Annotated in this window: 14 protein-coding genes; 11 read left to right on the plus strand and 3 right to left on the minus strand. The window is 33.5% G+C overall.

Annotated features, from left to right (window positions below; all coding sequences use genetic code 11):
• Positions 1–11: 11 nt before the first annotated feature.
• Positions 12–2,306 carry a glycoside hydrolase family 31 protein gene (locus tag U6A24_RS06425; RefSeq protein ID WP_324179121.1) on the minus strand — a complete coding sequence of 765 codons (2,295 nt, stop codon included), beginning with the start codon at positions 2,304–2,306 and terminating at the stop codon, positions 12–14.
• Positions 2,307–2,323: 17 nt separating this feature from the next.
• Positions 2,324–3,949 (minus strand): alpha-amylase family glycosyl hydrolase, encoded by a 1,626-nt coding sequence (locus U6A24_RS06430; RefSeq protein ID WP_324179122.1) that lies wholly within the window; start codon positions 3,947–3,949, stop codon positions 2,324–2,326.
• Positions 3,950–4,074: 125 nt separating this feature from the next.
• On the opposite strand from U6A24_RS06430, the gene U6A24_RS06435 reads away from it, so the two are divergent.
• From U6A24_RS06435 to U6A24_RS06455, 5 genes are all read left to right on the plus strand, one after another.
• On the plus strand, positions 4,075–4,926 hold the full coding sequence (locus tag U6A24_RS06435; protein WP_324179123.1) for an AraC family transcriptional regulator: 852 nt from the start codon (positions 4,075–4,077) through the stop codon (positions 4,924–4,926).
• A gap of 113 nt (positions 4,927–5,039) precedes the next feature.
• A complete protein-coding gene (locus U6A24_RS06440; RefSeq protein ID WP_324179124.1) occupies positions 5,040–5,615 on the plus strand; it encodes a TetR/AcrR family transcriptional regulator in 576 nt (191 codons plus the stop codon).
• A 2-nt stretch (positions 5,616–5,617) separates the two neighbouring features.
• Entirely contained in the window at positions 5,618–5,968 is a 351-nt protein-coding gene (locus U6A24_RS06445) for a nuclear transport factor 2 family protein (RefSeq protein ID WP_324179125.1), read from the plus strand.
• A gap of 4 nt (positions 5,969–5,972) precedes the next feature.
• Positions 5,973–6,431, plus strand: a complete 459-nt coding sequence (locus U6A24_RS06450) for a DinB family protein (protein WP_324179126.1) — start codon at positions 5,973–5,975, stop codon at positions 6,429–6,431.
• Positions 6,432–6,774: 343 nt separating this feature from the next.
• Positions 6,775–7,137 carry a hypothetical protein gene (locus tag U6A24_RS06455; protein WP_324179127.1) on the plus strand — a complete coding sequence of 121 codons (363 nt, stop codon included), beginning with the start codon at positions 6,775–6,777 and terminating at the stop codon, positions 7,135–7,137.
• Between the two features lie 188 nt (positions 7,138–7,325).
• On the opposite strand, the gene U6A24_RS06460 is transcribed toward U6A24_RS06455, so the two are convergent.
• On the minus strand, positions 7,326–8,459 hold the full coding sequence (locus U6A24_RS06460; protein WP_324179128.1) for a hypothetical protein: 1,134 nt from the start codon (positions 8,457–8,459) through the stop codon (positions 7,326–7,328).
• A 111-nt stretch (positions 8,460–8,570) separates the two neighbouring features.
• Between U6A24_RS06460 and U6A24_RS06465 the strand changes: the two genes are divergently transcribed.
• The 6 genes from U6A24_RS06465 to U6A24_RS06490 all read left to right on the plus strand — a co-directional run bounded on the left by U6A24_RS06465 (position 8,571) and on the right by U6A24_RS06490 (position 18,333).
• Positions 8,571–11,522: a SusC/RagA family TonB-linked outer membrane protein gene (locus U6A24_RS06465; RefSeq protein WP_324179129.1), complete on the plus strand. Its 2,952-nt coding sequence runs from the start codon at positions 8,571–8,573 to the stop codon at positions 11,520–11,522.
• Positions 11,523–11,534: 12 nt separating this feature from the next.
• Positions 11,535–13,046 (plus strand): RagB/SusD family nutrient uptake outer membrane protein, encoded by a 1,512-nt coding sequence (locus tag U6A24_RS06470; RefSeq protein WP_324179130.1) that lies wholly within the window; start codon positions 11,535–11,537, stop codon positions 13,044–13,046.
• Between the two features lie 17 nt (positions 13,047–13,063).
• Positions 13,064–14,194 (plus strand): hypothetical protein, encoded by a 1,131-nt coding sequence (locus U6A24_RS06475; RefSeq protein WP_324179131.1) that lies wholly within the window; start codon positions 13,064–13,066, stop codon positions 14,192–14,194.
• A gap of 125 nt (positions 14,195–14,319) precedes the next feature.
• On the plus strand, positions 14,320–15,492 hold the full coding sequence (locus U6A24_RS06480) for a pyridoxal phosphate-dependent aminotransferase (RefSeq protein ID WP_324179132.1): 1,173 nt from the start codon (positions 14,320–14,322) through the stop codon (positions 15,490–15,492).
• Positions 15,489–16,733 (plus strand): dicarboxylate/amino acid:cation symporter, encoded by a 1,245-nt coding sequence (locus U6A24_RS06485; protein WP_324179133.1) that lies wholly within the window; start codon positions 15,489–15,491, stop codon positions 16,731–16,733. The genes U6A24_RS06480 and U6A24_RS06485 overlap by 4 nt, the downstream gene beginning before the upstream one ends.
• Before the next feature lie 16 nt (positions 16,734–16,749).
• Positions 16,750–18,333: a hypothetical protein gene (locus U6A24_RS06490; protein WP_324179134.1), complete on the plus strand. Its 1,584-nt coding sequence runs from the start codon at positions 16,750–16,752 to the stop codon at positions 18,331–18,333.
• Positions 18,334–18,338: the final 5 nt, after the last annotated feature.

Below are 18,338 nucleotides of genomic sequence, written 5' to 3' on the forward strand. Positions count from 1 at the left end.
TTTTCTATGTTTTAAGTTATTGTTTGAATTTTAAAGTGGATTGAGGTTTCATTTTTATTGATAACCCACTCATTGTTTTTTAATTTATCTAGTTGTAGAATGTGAGATGTTTTGATGTTTGGTAAATAAATCTGAGTACTAATTTGGGTTTCTTTTTTACTGTATATATTCAAATTTATCTTTGTCCAGTCTATAGAACTTGTGGATTGTGCTAATTCGATATGAGGTATACACGAGCCAGATTTTATAAGGGCTATTCCAAAGTTTTTACTTTTTATATGATACCATTGTCCGCCTTTGTAGTAGTCACCTGTAAAATAATCGAACCAATTTCCATGAGGTAAGTAAATGGTTCTAGCCATGACATTGGATTCGAAAAATGGGGCGATTAGAATACTATCTCCGAAAAGATATTGGTCTTCAATATGCCAGGTGTTTAAATCCTCTCCAAAATCAAAAAATAATGGTCTTAGCAGGGGATAGCCTTTTTGACTGCAATAATTTGATTGGGAAATAATATATGGCAATAGGCAATATTTAATTTCAATTAATTTTCTGAAATTAATGAGGAATTGCTCACCAAAAGCCCAAGGTTCTCTTGGTGGTAAACCATGTACGCGACTATGTGAGGAAAACACACCCATAAATGTCCAGCGTAAAAAAAGTTCTAAATCAGGTTTATCGGAAAACCCACCTATGTCATGAGACCAATATGTAAATCCACTTAACCCAAGAGACAAGCCAGCTCTTAATGTCGATGCCATGGCTTCGTTAGAAACTTCAGGATCGCCAGACCAGTGAACAGGAAAACGTTGACTGCCTGCCCATGCACTTCTTGCCCATATCAATGTGTCAGAATCATGGTTTTTAAGCGTTTTATACAATGAACTCGTATAACGAAGAGGGTATAAATTATGTTCATAATTTCCAGATTGTTTTGAGTAATAGCATCCATTTATTGGGGCACTTTCACCAAAGTCTGCTTTAATTGCAGAAACGCCTAATTTCAATAAACTGTTTATTTTTTTTGTGTACCATGCTATTGCTTGTGGATTACTAAAATCTAAAACGATGTCTTCCCTAAGACCATTAGCTTCTTTTACAAATAGCTGCTGTTCTACAATTTGGTTATAAACAGAATTTGTAGAATTATAATAGGGTATTTGCCACAATGACGTCCTAAAACTTAAGTTTTTAAGGTTAGATATCATTGCCTTTGGACTCTTAAAAGCACTGCTAAAATTGTAATCACAGTTATAACCGTTTTCAAACCAGCCAGCATCAATATGTATAACATCGGATGGAATTTTATAACTTCTTAAATTTTGAGCAATGTTTTCGACTTCTTTTTGTGAACTGTAACTCAATTGACTCATCCACAAACCGAAACTCCAAATGGGTGGTAGTGGGCTTTTACCTGTAATAGTGGTGTATTCTTCTAAAATTTCTTTAGGTGTACCTATAAAAATAAAGACATCCAGAAGTTCATCTTCAATGTAAAGTGTTGATGCTGAATCATAGGTGTGACCAAAATCAAATGTCATAGGTGCGCTAGAATGTACAAATACACCATATCCTTTATTACTAATAAACAGTGGAATTGGCTTATACATTTCTCTAGTAGATGCACTTTGAACATCTGAAGTAAAAAGATTAATTATTTGACCTCTTTTGTTCAATCCAGCAAAAGATTCGCCACAGCCATAAATACGCTCGTCATATGATAATGCTGTTGAAAACACAAAAGTCTTTTTATGATTCTTGGGGTTTCTTATGAAACTAAAGGGCAAATATTTTTGATGTAAACCTTTGTTGTCTTGTAAACCAATAGTTTTTAATACTTCTTTTCCATTTTTATCATTGACACATAAACACCATTTTGAAGTATTTATATTAACCTCTGCAAAATCACTTTTGAATTGATGATTACTCGCGCCTTCAATAAAATTCCAATTAGAATCATTTAGCTTTCCATCGAGCATTAAGGACGGTTCTCTTGCTTCCATTACCTTAGATGTGTTAAGTTGTAATCGTAAAGTTTTTTGAGATACAAAAGAAATGGCCCACTTAAGAATGGGGTCGGTCTCATAATCTTCCTGAAACATTTCTTTTCCATCTTTTTTTACAAGTTTTAATCCTGTTTTGTTAAAGGCATATTCTAATTCAAATCCATACTTAAGCCATTTTAAATACCCTGATTTTTCTTTTTTATTGAAGTCTGTAACCTGGGTTGGTAAGTAGAATTCATTGTATTCGAACTCGCAATCCAAGGATAAGTCCATGGTTTGGTTAAAAAATGGTGTCATTAAAGTCTATTTTCGATTTATTTTATTTGCCAAATAGCGTACCCATGGCTATTAAGAATTAGATCAACATTAGAGGAATTGTTAACGGCTTCGTTCTTTTCATCAGACAATAAGACTTCGTTTAGCTCAAAATTTGGGTTTTCTGTATTTAGGGTAATCGAAGTCTTTTGTTCCTTATCAGATGTGTTTACAGCAACTAGCATTGTATTTTGGCCATCTTTTCTGATGTAGGCTAGTATATTGTCATTATCATTGGAAATAATTTCTTGGTTGCCTTCAATAAATTCAGAATGGGTTTTCCTTATCTTAATGATTTTCCTATAAAAATTAAGTAGAGAATTTGGGTCATTTTTTTGTTCTTCTACAGAGATTCCGTCATCGTCTAAGACACTACGTTTATCCCACCAAGGACCAGTGTTTTTGTACCATAATGCAGAACCTGTTGATTCTATTTTTGCATTCCATTCAAAAGCCTCACGCATTGGGATGTCGTTGCCATCGGTTACTCCAAATTTTCCAAAACCACCGCTTCCATTCATTCCAATTTCTTGTCCATAATAAATGCTTGGAATCCCTTTGTTGAACATCATTAGAAATGCTCCTAACTTTAATTTTGCTTTATCGTTTTCTACAAAAGAAGCAAATCTGGGCGTGTCATGATTCTCTAAGAAAACCAATTGTGATTTCTCTTTGGGCGTTAATTTTAGCAAAGAATCCATTTTATTTGAAATCTGTTCTTTTTCCATAGAGAGTATGCCTTCTCTCAAGCCAAAAGCGAACATCATATCTACATTGGCAGTGTTAAAATAGTTTTCTCCTATATCTTTCCAATTGGCCTGTTCTCCAAAAATTTTAAGGTTAGGATTGATAGATTTTAAGTGTTTGAACAAAGGTGCCCAAAAGTTTTTAAAAAGGTTGGTGCGAATGCCTTTCCAATCCAAATCATCCATCATGTGGTCTATTCTAAACCCATCAACACCATCATCAAATTTGCCATCGCTGTTGGGGTCTACCCAATAAGAAAACAAATCAGTAAAATACGTTTTAACCGCTTCGTTATACATATCTACAGTTGTTATATCTACAGAGGTGCCATCATACGATTCTAATTTGGTTAGATTAAAAATCATGGTTTCTGGAACTGTATTGTTAGGACCATTATAAATAACATGATTGCTGTATTTAGAATTAGGGTTTTCGAAAGAGTCTTTAAACCACGGATGGTTTTTAGTCACATAATGAATCTCCATATCCATATAAAATTTCATATCATTTTCATGAAGCTTTTTTACCATGTTTAAGTAATCATCCAATGTTCCAAATTCTTCATCTATAGCTTTAAAATCATCAGGAAAATAATTGTGATAATAGATGGATTTATATAAAGGTGTAAATAACAAAGATGTTACACCTAAATCTTTTAAATAATCAATCTTTTGAGTAACACCATTCAAATCACCGTGACCGTCACCATTAGTGTCATAAAAACTACGCTGAAATACATGATAAAATACTTCTGCTTCTGGATTTGAGTATGCAATTTCTGACCGCTGTTCTGTTACCTGTACTTTCTCTTTTGTCTTTTTTGTACAAGACATAATTAAGACTATGAAGCAACAAAGGATGATATACGTTTTTTTCATGACCAAGGTTTTCAAGTTTGTGACCACAAATTTATACCTAAAAAGAAAGGTTTTAATTAACACCATTGACCAAAAACATAATAATATTTGCTTAAGTTTGCTTTTGATGCTAAATATGTGTTATTATGAATCCTATATATGAAAAAGTACAGGTAAAACGAACACAATCCATACAAGTTAAACTTTACCAGTTGACCCATTTTGATATTCCTTATCATTATCATCCTGAAATTGAGGTAGTTTATTTTAAAAAAGGGACAGGTAAAGTATTTGTAGAGCATTCAATGACAAGTTTTGAACCAGGTAGTTTATTTATTTTTGGCCCTAATGTTCCGCATCTTTTTGTTGAAGATAAGACTATAATAGATCAAAATATTGAAATCTTAGTCATTCAATTTGAGTTTTATGTTTTAGAATCGTGTCTAGATTTACCCGAATTCATTAATATTAAAGACATAGTTGAAGATGCCCATTCTGGAATAAAGTTTAAAGAGTTGCTTAGTGATGAAATACCTAGCATATTGAGTGATATACACAATGAAAAAGGACTAGAGCGATTTTTAAGACTCTCTTACATGTTTGAGTTGCTTAAACTCAATTACACTTATACTTTAATAAATAAGTTTGGGGAAAGAATCGAAAAGAGCAATATTCCCGGTAGACTTCGTCTTGTGAATCATTATATATTGCAAAATTATAATAATGAAATATCTCTAGAAAGGGCTGCTAAAATATCGAACATGAACAAGGCTTCCTTTTGTAGATTCTTTAAAAAGCATACACGAAAGTCGTTCGGTCAATATGTAAATGATATGAGAATTGATTATGCCTGTAAGTTGCTAATCGAAGGGTCTTTAAACGTTTCCTCTATTTGCTATGAAGTAGGTTTTAATAGTGTTCCTTATTTTATAAAACAATTTAAGCGCTTAAAAGGAATGACACCTAAAAAATTTAGGCAGCAGAATTTAGTTGGTTAATGATTACAGCCTAAGTGTATGGCTTTTGCAAGTTTTCTTAATTGCTTCTAGAGTTTTTTTGCTACTATAATATTAAATTTGTACCGAACAGTCTGTTTGTTTATATTTACAATATGAATTATAAGCACAACAAAGAAAAAGTAATACAAAAGGGTGTAGAATTGTTTTGGGTAAAAGGATACCATAGTTTGGGGGTAAATGAGATATGTGAGGAAACGGGAATGACCAAAGGAGCCTTTTATAATACTTTCAAGAGTAAAGAAAAGTTTTTGTTGACAACGATAGCCTCTTATGGCGATATAATTGTATCACACCTGCAAGCACAATTATCTGGCAAAAAAACAAGTGCGTTTTACAGCTTGGTCACACTATATAAAAATATGTTGTTAGCTCAAACTTCAAATAACTACATGGGATGCTTAGTGAATAACATGATGTCTGAAATGGGTACATCATATGATGCTGTAGCAGCAATGGCCGCAAAACAATTCAAAAGATTTTTAATGGTTATCGAACCAGCGGTAAAAGAAGCACAAGAAGCTGGAGATTTTGATAATAATATAAGTTCAGAATGCTTAGCAGAGATCATCCACACTACGTTTTTTGGATTTCTGACAAGGTCTAAGAGTACTAAGACAACTAATCATGAAGCGATGACTTCATTTTTCAATATCCTTAAAAATAGATAATTATGAGCACAATTAACCAGATATGGGAAGTATACAGAGCCTGTTGGAATGTTACGGACCCCCAGGAAAGAATGAATAAATTAGAAAAGATAATGACGAATGATTTTGAATATCATGACCCTAATGTAACACTGAAAGGACATGAACAGCTAGCTGAATATATGGAGCAGTTTCAGAAAGAATTTAAAGGTATGTCTTTTGTAATTTCAGATTTTAATTTCCATCACAACAGAAGTTTGGCGCATTGGAATATGGTTGACGAAAAAAAAGAAATGATAGCGAATGGGATTGATTTTGCATACTACAAGAATGGACGAATACAACAAATAACAGGTTTTTTCAAAGAAAATTAATAAAATGGATTTTAAAGCCGATTTGGTTGACACTTGGAATATTAACAATAAAGTTACACTTTATCTTCTTGATAATATTGATCCCTTATGGCTTCTTTCAAAAATCAATGGAAAAGGTAAGAGTATTGGAGAACAGTTTGTTCATATTAATAATATGCGCTCGTTTTGGATAGGTAAAGTAGGTGAAAAGATAGATTTGAAAATTGATAAAAAGCATGCTACTAACAAACAACAATTGGTAGAAGCTCTCAGTAAATCTGCTCAAAAAATGTCAGAAACGCTACACCAAATATTTGAACAAGGAAGGATTAAAGGCTATAAACCGCATCCTATAGCTTTCTTTTCTCAAATAATTGCCCACGAATCTCATCATAGAGGACAAATAATGGCTACAATAACAAGAAACAATATAGAAATCAGCAAATCGGTAAATTTTGGCTTGTGGAATTGGAATAATAAATAATAACCAAATTTTTCGCATAGCAACTTCGAATCGACGTTACATGTAAATTAAAAACGATAAAATAAAAATACTCGAATGTATAGGAAACAAATAAAATATTTTCATTGATGTTTAAGAAGTGAAACAGAGCATTCTTATACTCAAATCACAGAATAAGAAGCAACTAGTTAATGAAATGTAGAACAGCTTGGTTGCTCATAAACTTGTTTGGAAAGAGCTGTGTAAGGGTCCTGATTACTAAATAATTCTTAAAAAGTGATTAAATAAGAGATATCACAAGCAACAACTGCAACAAACTTATTAATTTGAAATCAATACTATATCATCAATAAAAAACAATGGAATGAAATATTTCTTTACTATCATTTTTTTATGCATTATCGGCTTTGGAAAAGCACAAAAAGTTAATGTTGATCATTGGATAAAAGACATTAATTTCTATCAAAAAACATTAGAAGAAAAGCATATAGATTTATATCACACACTATCCAAAGCAGATTTTAATAAAGATATATTACAGCTTAAATCAAACTTACCAAATCTTACAGATTTTCAGGTGATAGCAGAACTTATGAAGCTAACCAGAAAAATTGGTAATGGAAAAACTGATGGGCATACGGCCATACCACTTTGGAATACTAAAAGACATTTGTATCCTTTTGATTTTTTTGAGTTCGGGCGGAGAGACAGTTGTCGAACTTTTTGATGGAAGATTGTAGGTTAATTATAAGTAAATCAGATGTTTTGTAAAAACCCTGTTTTATATAATTCTGAATAGATTTTAAATTATTTCTTTCTATGAGTTTTCGGATAATACCAATTAGAGGTTTATTGTAAAATTAGAGCTACTACCTTTATTAGTAGGATAAATTGAAGCTTTTTTTATGGAATGCATTATTCTAAAGGTTCACACAAAATAAGTTTGGAAGGTAATTTATCAATATCAACTTTATTAAAATCTTTAGACCTAACTAAGTAACATCCAAAAGAAGAAGCTGCCCCATGAATAATACTACTAGTAGCTGTAGCAGAATATATATTCTCCGAAGATTTTTTTCTAATATTAATGATCAAAGTTAGAAGAGAAAAATCATCAATATTTAAATCTTTTGTGATATTAAATTTACATTGAACGGTGTTTATATTTTCGATAAATAATTTCCCTTTTATTATTGTTTTATTGATAAGTATTTCTGCCTGAAAATTCTCTTTTATAATTAAATCAGTCTGGATTAATTTGTTATTGTTAACTGGGTAGATTAAGGTATAAGCCCCCGAAATGGTATTTAGTAATGAAATTTTGATAGGTAAAAGCTCGTCTAATGAATTTGGAGTAATTGTTTTGGATATAATAACATCATTTTTTAAATATCCTATAATTCTATCATCACTGTTTTGATTGAGAGCTTTTTCTGCCAATTCTAAATTTTCTATTTTTTGAAAAACGATTCTTCCTGCTGCAGGATACCCATCCCTTTTTACAGTACTATAAGTACCTAATAGAATAGGTCTTCCATACTTCATGGTTCCCGAAAATAAGCATATGAGCTTTTTAACAGGAGTGGTATATCCTAATTTTTGGGCTTCTATGAAAGTATAATTTTCTATAACATTAAAAGTGCCCTCCCAATGCTCATCTCCAAGGTGGTAATCAATAATAACCTTTCTTTTATTAATAATTTGAACCAATGCTCGATCCACCAAATTTCTTGAAAACGCATAATAATGCATAATATAATAGGATACATCACTTAATGAAGCATTTATTTTTTTTTCTGCCCCTAGTTCTATTCGATCATAAACTTCATTATAGTGTAGAGAAAACTCATTTAATAATTCATTTAGTAATTCCTGACGAGTTTTTCGTTCAATTACACTTTGTGGGTAACGTTCACTGTTTTTAGCTTTACTAAGAGAAGTGTAATTAAGTCTGCTTTCGATTTCCTGTTGCGTAATTTTCTTTGTTTTTAAGAACTCAATGACCTTAGAAATAAGTATTGCAGCTTCTTTTGATGAAAGAGTATCCATTAGAAATTTTCAGAAAAATTATGAAATAATTTTCTTTTTTCAAAATTTAACACCTGCACAGTATATAGGATACTACTTTAGAGACAAGTTTTTAACATAAAATTTAAAAGCATGAGGAATAAATATATTCTATCACTATTCTTTTTTGTAGCAATATGGGGATATGCACAAGAAATACAAGTGAATGGTATTGTAATGAATCAGGATAACTACCCAATACCAGGAGTTTCGGTTGTGGAAAAAGGAACTGCCAATGGCGTTGTTACTGACTTTGATGGAAATTTTAGTATAACCATAAATAAAGGTAATGTTTTAGCCTTTACCTATGTAGGTTTTATAGCTCGAGAGATTATAGTCAACTCTACGGATTTACTAAATGTTATTTTGGTAGAATCGATTAGTGAACTTGAACAGGTAGTTGTTGTAGCTTATGGCTCACAAACAAAGAAATCTATTACAGGAGCTGTGTTAAACATTAAAGCAGAGGAAATAACCTCGCAACCAAGTATTAATTTTACAAATAGTTTACAAGGATTGGCTCCAGGCCTTCAGACGTTTAATAGTAATGGGCAACCAGGAGCAGCAGCAGAATTTTTAATTCGGGGGATTGGTTCTGCAAATGCTGGTATAGAACCATTAATTGTGGTAGATGGTGCGGTTTATGAAGCCTCATTGGCTTCAATAAACCCTAATGATATAGAAAGTGTATCGGTTCTTAAAGATGCTTCCGCATCTTCTATATATGGTTCTAGAGCAGGTAATGGAGTAGTGTTAATAACAACTAAAGCAGGAACTTCAAGTAAAACAACGTACACAATTAGTACTTCTATAGGAATCTCGGAGGTAACAAATCCAAATAATTTTAGAGTGGCTAATGCTTCAGAATATGTGGAGTATTATCGAGAGGCCATAATAAATGCAGGAGGAAACCCCAATGATACAACCTCAGGTTTTTTCTTACCAGTAACACAGGAGTTTGATACCGATTGGGTTGATGAAGCTTTTCAATCAGGTATTTATAGAACATATGATTTTGCTGCTCAAGGTGGAAACGAAAGTACCAACTTCTATACTTCTTTAGGATATAATAAGCAAACAGGAACAATAGTAGCAACCGGTTTTGAAAGAATTACGGGCCTGATAAGAATTAATCATAGAGCCAACAAAAGGTTTAATTTTGGTGGTAGCGCACAGGTGACATACAGAAATCAAGATAACCTAATTTCAAATACGGGTCGTTCGGGTCAATTATCTGGAGCTTTTCAAACCGCTCCTATAGAACCCATATTAGCTACTCCAGATTTGTTTGGTACAAACGGAGAAGGAGCAGGATATAATTTTGCTATTCCTAGTAATGCATCACATAACCCTGTTGCAACAGCGGTATTAAACTCTGATAACAACCAAGTCTATACCATTAATACTTCGATTAATGCAGGATACAAGTTTACAAATTGGTTAAGTGCAGAAATTCGTGCTTCGCATTTAATAAACTCAATCATCAATAAAGAAGTAACTAGCAAGTTATATAGAGCAGAAAACCAAGGAGGTACAACAGTAGAGGAAAGAGGTGTCAGGAATGTAACTAATGTAACAGGTTCTCTAAAGTTTATAAAACAACTAGGTAACGATCATGGTTTCTCTTTACAATTAGGAGGAGAACTTTTTAGAGATAGATTTAATTCTTTAGAAGCCTCTGCCAATAATTTTGCTTTTGAAAACCTAAATAATGTTGGTAATGGAGGCGTAGCCACAGCAGAAGATATCACTTCTGATTTTGATGGTCTCAATACAGTTGGTTTTTTTGGAAGATTGAAATATGATTATAAAGAAAAACTATTTTTAGAATTATCAGGTAGACGGGATGGAGCTTCTAATTTTGGCCCTGAAAACCGATGGGGTAATTTTGGAGCAGTAGGTGCTAGTTATATTCTAACAGAAGATTTATTTCAAGATTCTTCAGTAGTCAATCTATTAAAAATACGTTCTAGTTATGGAACTTCGGGGAATAATGATATAGGTAATTTTCTTTGGAGAGACCTGTACAATATAGGTGTAAATAGTATTACCCCATCAGGAAATGTATTTAATGGTGTTAGAACTACTAGAGCTCCAAATCCCAATCTAAAATGGGAAAAAAATATTCAATTAGATATTGGACTGGATTTTGGGTTACTTAATAATAGAATTACTGGTAGTATAGACTATTTTAGAAGAAATTCTCAGGATTTGATTTTTGCACTTCCTTTATCGCTTACCACCGGCTTTAGTAGCAATACGATCAATTCTACAGGGGAGTTTCTCAATACTGGGATGGAGTTCGACATGAAATGGTTTAATATTAGAAGTAAAACCTTCAATTGGTCTACAAATGTGAATTATGCATTTTATGACCAAGAAATTAAGAAACTTCCTGATGGAGAGGTGATTAACCCGAATGATTCCGAATTAATATGGAGAGAAGGGGAGCGAAGTGATTCATGGTATTTACAGCGTTATGATGGAGTTGATCCAACGACAGGAGAAGCTCTTTATCTTGATGCAGACGGTAATCAAACCACCACTCCGGATTCTGATAATAGAGTAATCACAGGTCAAACAACACCAGATAGTTATGGGTCAATTACAAATACTTTTACCTATAAAGGAATATCATTTTCTTTTATGTTTTATGGAAGTTTTGGTTCTGAAGGCTTTTTTGACTTAGGCCTGGATTTGTCTTCAGATGGTTTAGACTTTCCTGCCAACATATGGGTAAACCAATTGAACAGATGGCAACAACCAGGAGATGTAACAAATATCCCACGGGCTGATATTAATACTGGTAATCAAATCACGAGTACACGGTTTCTTTATGACGAATCTTTTATTCGATTACAAAATGTAAGCCTTACATATAGTTTGCCCGATGATATCGAAGAAAACTTGAATTTGAATGATTTATCCTTAAATATTACAGGGCAAAACTTATGGGTATTTACAGACTGGCCTGGGTATGATCCAACCTCTGAAGTATATCCAGTCCCCAGAATAATAACATTTGGAGCAAGCGTGTCATTTTAAAAAAATAAACAGATGAAAACGATAATAGATACAATAAAGAGTCTTTTTCTTATAATGCTGCCTTTGCTTATAATTTCCTGTGAAGATTTTCTTGATATAGAAGATGAAAATGCGGTTACCTCTGAGGCAGTTTTGCAAACAGAAGAAGGTGTGATTTCTGCTCTTAATGGAGTTTATGCTTCGCTACAAGATCAAGGCCTCTACGGAGCTCATATCGAAGTTATTGGCGATGCAGCAGCAGACAATACAGTTTTTCCTTCAGATAGAGAAGGGTCAGGATCCAACTTTGATCGATTGCCACATGCATATAACCTAGAATTAGACGATGTAAATACTGCTAGTTTTACTTGGGAAGACGCCTATGTGGTTATAAATAATATCAATTCTATACTTACCAGTGTAGAAGGTATACCTATTGCCGAAGGTTTAAAAGATAGAGTAATAGGTGAGTGTTTGGCATTAAGAGCTTTAATGCATTTTGAATTAGTGAAAATATTTTCTCAAGATTATAATACTGCCATATCAGATCCAGATAATTTGCTAGGAGTACCTTATATAACCATTGTAGATGCAACTGCACAACCTTCTAGAAATACAATGACGGAAGTATTCGATAATATTTTTAATGATATAAATACAGCGATACCATTAATTCAAAATAATGATGCTCCAGATGGTCGTTCAGGTTCAAACGAACAGTTTTTTCTTAACTATTATGGCGCTTTAGGAATTAGAGCCAAAGTCAATTTTTATATCACAGATTATAGCGAAGCTATAAAAGATGTAAACATTATTATTAATGGTCCATATAGTTTGTCTTCTTATGAGATATCGTCTATTACTTTGGATGGTAGTGGATTGCCAGAACTTGATTTGATCCAGACGTGGTCTCAAAGGGAAATCATACCAGAAGAATCCATATTTATGCTCGATATTAGTAGCGATGATGGGGTGTTTGCAAACAGATCGTTGATCGATATTTATACCAATTATGGAGGAAATGCTGCTCACGGGATTTCGGACGATTTATACAATTTATATGAGGCTACAGATATAAGGCGCAATTGGTACCAGGTAGAACCGCCCTCAGTTTCAGGAAGTGGAGTTGATCTGCATGTTTTTAAGTACCCAGGGACCTTTGGATTTGATGAAGATGATCATTCGTTCCCAATAATGAGACTTTCAGAATTTATATTAATGAAAGCAGAAATAGAGGCCCGTAATGGAAATGAAGAAGTCGCTAGAAACTTTGTAAATCAAATAACAACAAGAGCTAATGCTTCGGTAATTACTTCTACTGGTAATCAATTAATCGAAGATATCATTACCGAAAGAAGAAAAGAAATGGCTTTTGAAGGAAACCGCCTTTTTGATCTTAAACGATTACAGCGCAGCGTAACTCGTACAGATTGTACACTACCTTCTAATTGTACAGTGAACGCAAAAGATAGACTATTCGCTTGGCCAATTCCGCAAGATGAGTTTAACGGGAATCCTAATATGAAACAAAATCCAGGGTTTTAATTACAAAAAATAGAAATATGAAAAGATTGATATATAATTTTTTATGCGTTTTGCCAGGAGTTTTTTTACTCGGTACCTCATGTGCAAATGATGATGTTAATCAGGTAGAAGAAAAAGAGCAGTTTTTAGTAGGAGTAAATGGTAGTGAAATCCTCTTCGAAGATGAGGAATTTTTAGAAATTCCCTTAACAATTGGATTTGTAACTAAAGAAGATAGTCAAGTAATTTTAGAAGTATCCTCTATAGGCAATCTCGAGTATGGAGTAGATTATACTACCATACCTGATGGGTCTTCGGGGACTATAACTTTGGACATTCCTGCCGGATCTACAGAAGCTACGATTCAGTTATTTCCAATAATAGTACAAGATAATATCACTACACCAGACAGAGTGATTAATTTATCGATAAATCAGGTTTCAGGAGGTTTGATATTATCTTCTACATCAGGAATATATCAGGTAACTATAAAAGATCAGGATTTTAATTTAGATGCATTTGCCTTTACAAGTTTCGAAGAACCTAGAGCAGGAGATATAAACAATTATGCCGCACAAGATGGGGTAGAGCAGGTAAATGTAGTAGATGCAGATGGCAATGTGTTAAATTCGGTAGATTATGTTTCGACAGGCGAAGAATTAGGATTTGATACCTCGTATGTGCCCGGAGAAGAAGGAGGAGAAGACAGTGGGTTGTTTTTTGGAGTAACCAATGTAACCAACGAACCCGATGAATATAATATTGGTTTTTTTGCTGATGGAGCACAGGCATATATTACCTCAGATGCTGATGGTATTGCAGAAATTGTTTTTGATGAAATCAAAATACCTTCAGCATATAATGTGTTAAAAGTTAAATTTTCAGTCTATTTTGTAGAGTCATCCTGGGAGAGTAGTGATGAGTTTGATATTTTCTGGCGAACAGATGATGGAGATGAACTTATCAAGTCCTTTAGATCTAATGCTGATGAGTTAATGACTGATCAACCCGATGGGACAGGGAATGTATTGGTAGACGAATGGGCTACCTTTTTTGCAGATGTGACCAATGTCACAGATGGTAGATTGGTAATACAAATAGGAACCAATAGCGGTTCAGAGATTGCTTTTATTGATGATATTCTTATAGGAGGAAAAATAACCAATTGAAAACGATAATAGGCATTATAATTTATTTGAGTTAGCCAATATAGTCTAGATATCGTACAAGAAAGATTGCTAAGCAATGCAATCTTTCTTTTTGAAAGAGTGTAAATTAAAAATAAAAAATTGAAATGATATTATCGCAAAGAGTAAAAGAATCTATTTCCTCCTCTACAGTAAGGATTGCTGATAAAGCACAAAGGTTGAGAGAACAAGGAGAAGTAGTGTTTGATTTTTCTGCAGGCAGAGCCTTTGAACCAACACCTGATTATATTTCCAAAGCTACAATAAATGCGATTAACAACGGTGATACTCATCAAACTATGGCAAAAGGAAAAACAATCTATCGAGAAGCCATAGCCAAAAAACTAGCAAGAGAGAACAAGATAATTGCGAATCCAGATACAGAATTAATCGCAACAATGGGTTGTAAACAAGGGTTAACCATTGGTTTACTAGCAACTATGAACCCTGGAGATGAAGTTATTGTAGAAGATCCTTGTTTTGTAAGTTATAAACAAACAATTCAATATCTAGGTGGCAAAGTAGTCGAAGTGCCTCTTCGTGAAGAGAATAATTTCAGATGGGATAAAAAAGAGTTAGAAGAAGCTATAACTTCACGAACAAAGGTAATCATTATGTGTTCACCTCATAACCCAACCGGAACAGTGCATACCAAATCAGACCTCGAAATGATAGCCAATATTGCGATAAAACATGGACTCATTGTAATCACTGATGAAGTATATGAACGTGTTACCTGGGGAAAGCATAGACATATTAATCTCTCGACAATCAAAGGGATGAAAGAAAGAACCATTACATTAATAAGTTTTACCAAGAGTTTTTCAATGGGAGGATGGAGAGTAGGATTCATATACTCATCAGAAGAAATTATCAAACAATTAGAGAAACTACAACAACATTTAATCACAAGTGTTAACTCTTTTGTACAGATTGGAGCCGCCATAGCATGTGAAAACCCTCCTAGTAAGGAAGTTCTAAAATATTGGAAAGATTGGGAAGATAAGATAAGATATGTAACCACAGCAATTAATGATATTCCTAGATTAGAATGTAAAATGCCCGAAGGAGGATTTTATGCCTGGACCAAAATCAATATCCCTGGAATTTCATCACTAGAATTTACAACCAGATTATTGGAAGAATATAAAGTAGCGGTTGTAGATGGGGCTTCTTTTGGTAAAACAAGCGAGAATTATTTTAGATTTACATGTGTGAAATCTTGGGAAGAAATAAAAGAAGGACTAGATAGACTTCAAAAATTTGTTGAAACATTATGATGCATATCTTCAAAAAATACTATAAGATCAGTTTATCAAACCGAATTCTTATATGGATGTTTCTGGGAGCTTTAGCAGGAATATTATGGGGCAATAAAATACTATTTCTAAAACCATTAGGGGATATGTTTATTGACCTACTGATTATGGCTGCGATCCCGTTAGTGTTTTTTAATCTCGTAGCAGGATTACTTTCTATGGAAAGCATCAAGACTTTAGGAGGAGTTGGTCTCAAAGTAATGGGGTATTATATAACAACAACAGTTATTGCAATAGTTTTAGGAATAGTTTTTACTTCAATTATAAAACCAGGAATTGGTTTTAAAGTAAAAGAAGTTTCAGTAGGAAAAATAGGAGAAGTACCTGATATTGTAGAAATCCTCATGAATATGTACCCCAAAAATATATTCAAATCTTTTACAGATGGTAACCTGATACAGATCGTGGTATTTGGAGTATTATTAGGAATCGCGATATTATCTATGAAAAGAGAATATAAAGAACCTCTAAAAAATGGTTTTGAGTTAATTGCAAAGGCCATGCAAAAGCTGATTGGACTGATCATGAAAATAGCTCCATTATGTTTAGGGGCTTTGATAGCCGTAACTATTGGCGAATATGGTGCAAAAGTATTAGGTTCTGTGGCAAAATTTATTGGTACCGTAGGAGCAGCTCAAATAGTAATGGTAATATTTTATATGATTTTAATGTTGGTATTAACAAAAACATCACCCTTATGGTTTTTAAAAAAGACGAAAGAACTGTATGCTACTACCATAGCAACTACTAGTAGTTTGGCAAGCCTTACAGTGGCTTTGGATGTGGCCGATAATAAACTGAAACTACCACAAAGTATTTTTAATTTCACGCTACCATTAGGAGCACAATTTAATAAAGACGGGACATCGATTATGCTATCGACTATCCTGATTTTTACAGCACAAGCCGTTGGTTGGGAAATAAGTTTCAGTGAAATGATACAGATCATACTCGTGGGATTGTTATTATCTGAGGGGTCTACCGGAATTCCCGGTGGCGGATTTGTTATAGCTACTATGTTTGTACAAGCCTTTGGACTTCCTATTGAAGTTGCAGTAATCGTAGGGGGCATATATAGAATAATAGATATGGGTAATACCACTGTAAATTGCATGAGTGACATGGTGGCAACCGTAATTATATCTAAATATGAAATGGGATGGCAAGCAGAAGATATTGATTTTGAGAAAATAGAACGATAATACAATATATAACAAGATGAAGCTTTTAAACATTTTATTACTATTTTCAACAATCTTCTTAACAAGTTGTAAGAATGAAAGTAATTTAACTTCTAGACAGGACATTTCATCTCCAGAAAGTATTAGTACCAAAGAAGATCGTAAAGCACTATTTGATTACATCATTACCAAAACTCAAGAACGAGAGGCATTTTCTCCAATAAAAGAAAGTAAGCTTGGTTTTAGTCCAATAGAAAATATGAAAGCCTGTGAACAAGAATTTGTAAATGCTAGTTCTGAAGAAGAGTTATGGTATGCTCTACAAAAATTAAGTAACGCAAGAAAAGATCGCCATCTTAGTATTGATAAGGTTTCTAAAGGAATAAAACCTCCAGAGGTTTCAAAAGGAAGAGCACCCATTGTATTTTATCCCGATTTTAGTTCTTTAGAGAAGACGGTCTTTTTCGTGTCTGATGTTGAAGAAAATAATAACAAAGTTCAAATAGGAGATGAACTGGTAGAGATTAATGGGGCATCACTCGACGAGTATATAAAATGGGTAGAACCTTATATGCGATATTCTACTACCAACAACTTTTTGGTTCGCCTTGCCGATAGGATTGGTAAAAAAGATAATTCTCTCCCTAGAAGTTTTTACAAAGATAAGTTATACCTAAAGCTTAAAAATCGAAAGGGTCAGTTATATGAAGCAGTACTCCCTTATAAAAAAGAAGTTAACTTAAAATACGGAAGATTTATAAGAAATTATAAAGGATACAAACTTGCCTGGAAAGCCAAATCATTTTGGGTGTATGCACCAAAAGATCCAAAAAACAAAACCTTACTACTATGGTGGTATGGCTTCAGAGGAGACCTTAAAGAAGCCAGTGATAAACTGGTTGATTATGCCAAACAAAATAATATGTTAGATTATGACATAATTATTGATGCGATTAATAGTAGAGGGGGCTCACAAGGAGCATACGCTATTGCCAGGTTAACTTCTAAGCCCTTTAAAACTACAGGAGGAAACATAAGGTTAAGTGATATAGCCGATGATTTTAGGGACGGTATTATTAAAAGATATGATGAAAAAAAAATCCAAATGGATCATGATGTAAAAGAAACCGAAGACGATGGTTCATATCTCTATAACTGGATGAAAGGACCAGTAACGAAAGAGCTTGATGCAGGTAAAAAATACACTACGAATGTGCCATTTAAATGCGCTCATTTACCACACACTAATACAGATTGGATCATGCAACCTGCTTCAATACATTTTACAGGTAAAATGGTAGTGTTTTTTGGGCCTTGGGGAGGATCACACTTAAGCCAGTTTGCCGCCATGATTAAAGACAATAATCTGGGGTATACTATGGGAATGCCAGATGGAGGATATAGTAATACATGGGAATGGCACGAAGATCTTATATTTCCGATTAGTAAAAAGCCTGTAGCAGAATTTATGTGGGATATAGGACATACAATACGCCCCAATAACGAAATTCTTGAAGGCAACCCAATCCAGGTAGATGAATATATCCCCATAACAAAGGATAATTATCTAGAGTATAAAAACATCTTGTTAAAAAAGGCACAAGAATATCTTGAAAAATAATCGAC

This window comes from Aquimarina gracilis (genome assembly GCF_035285365.1).
In the GTDB taxonomy this organism is placed as follows: Bacteria; Bacteroidota; Bacteroidia; order Flavobacteriales; family Flavobacteriaceae; genus Aquimarina; species Aquimarina gracilis.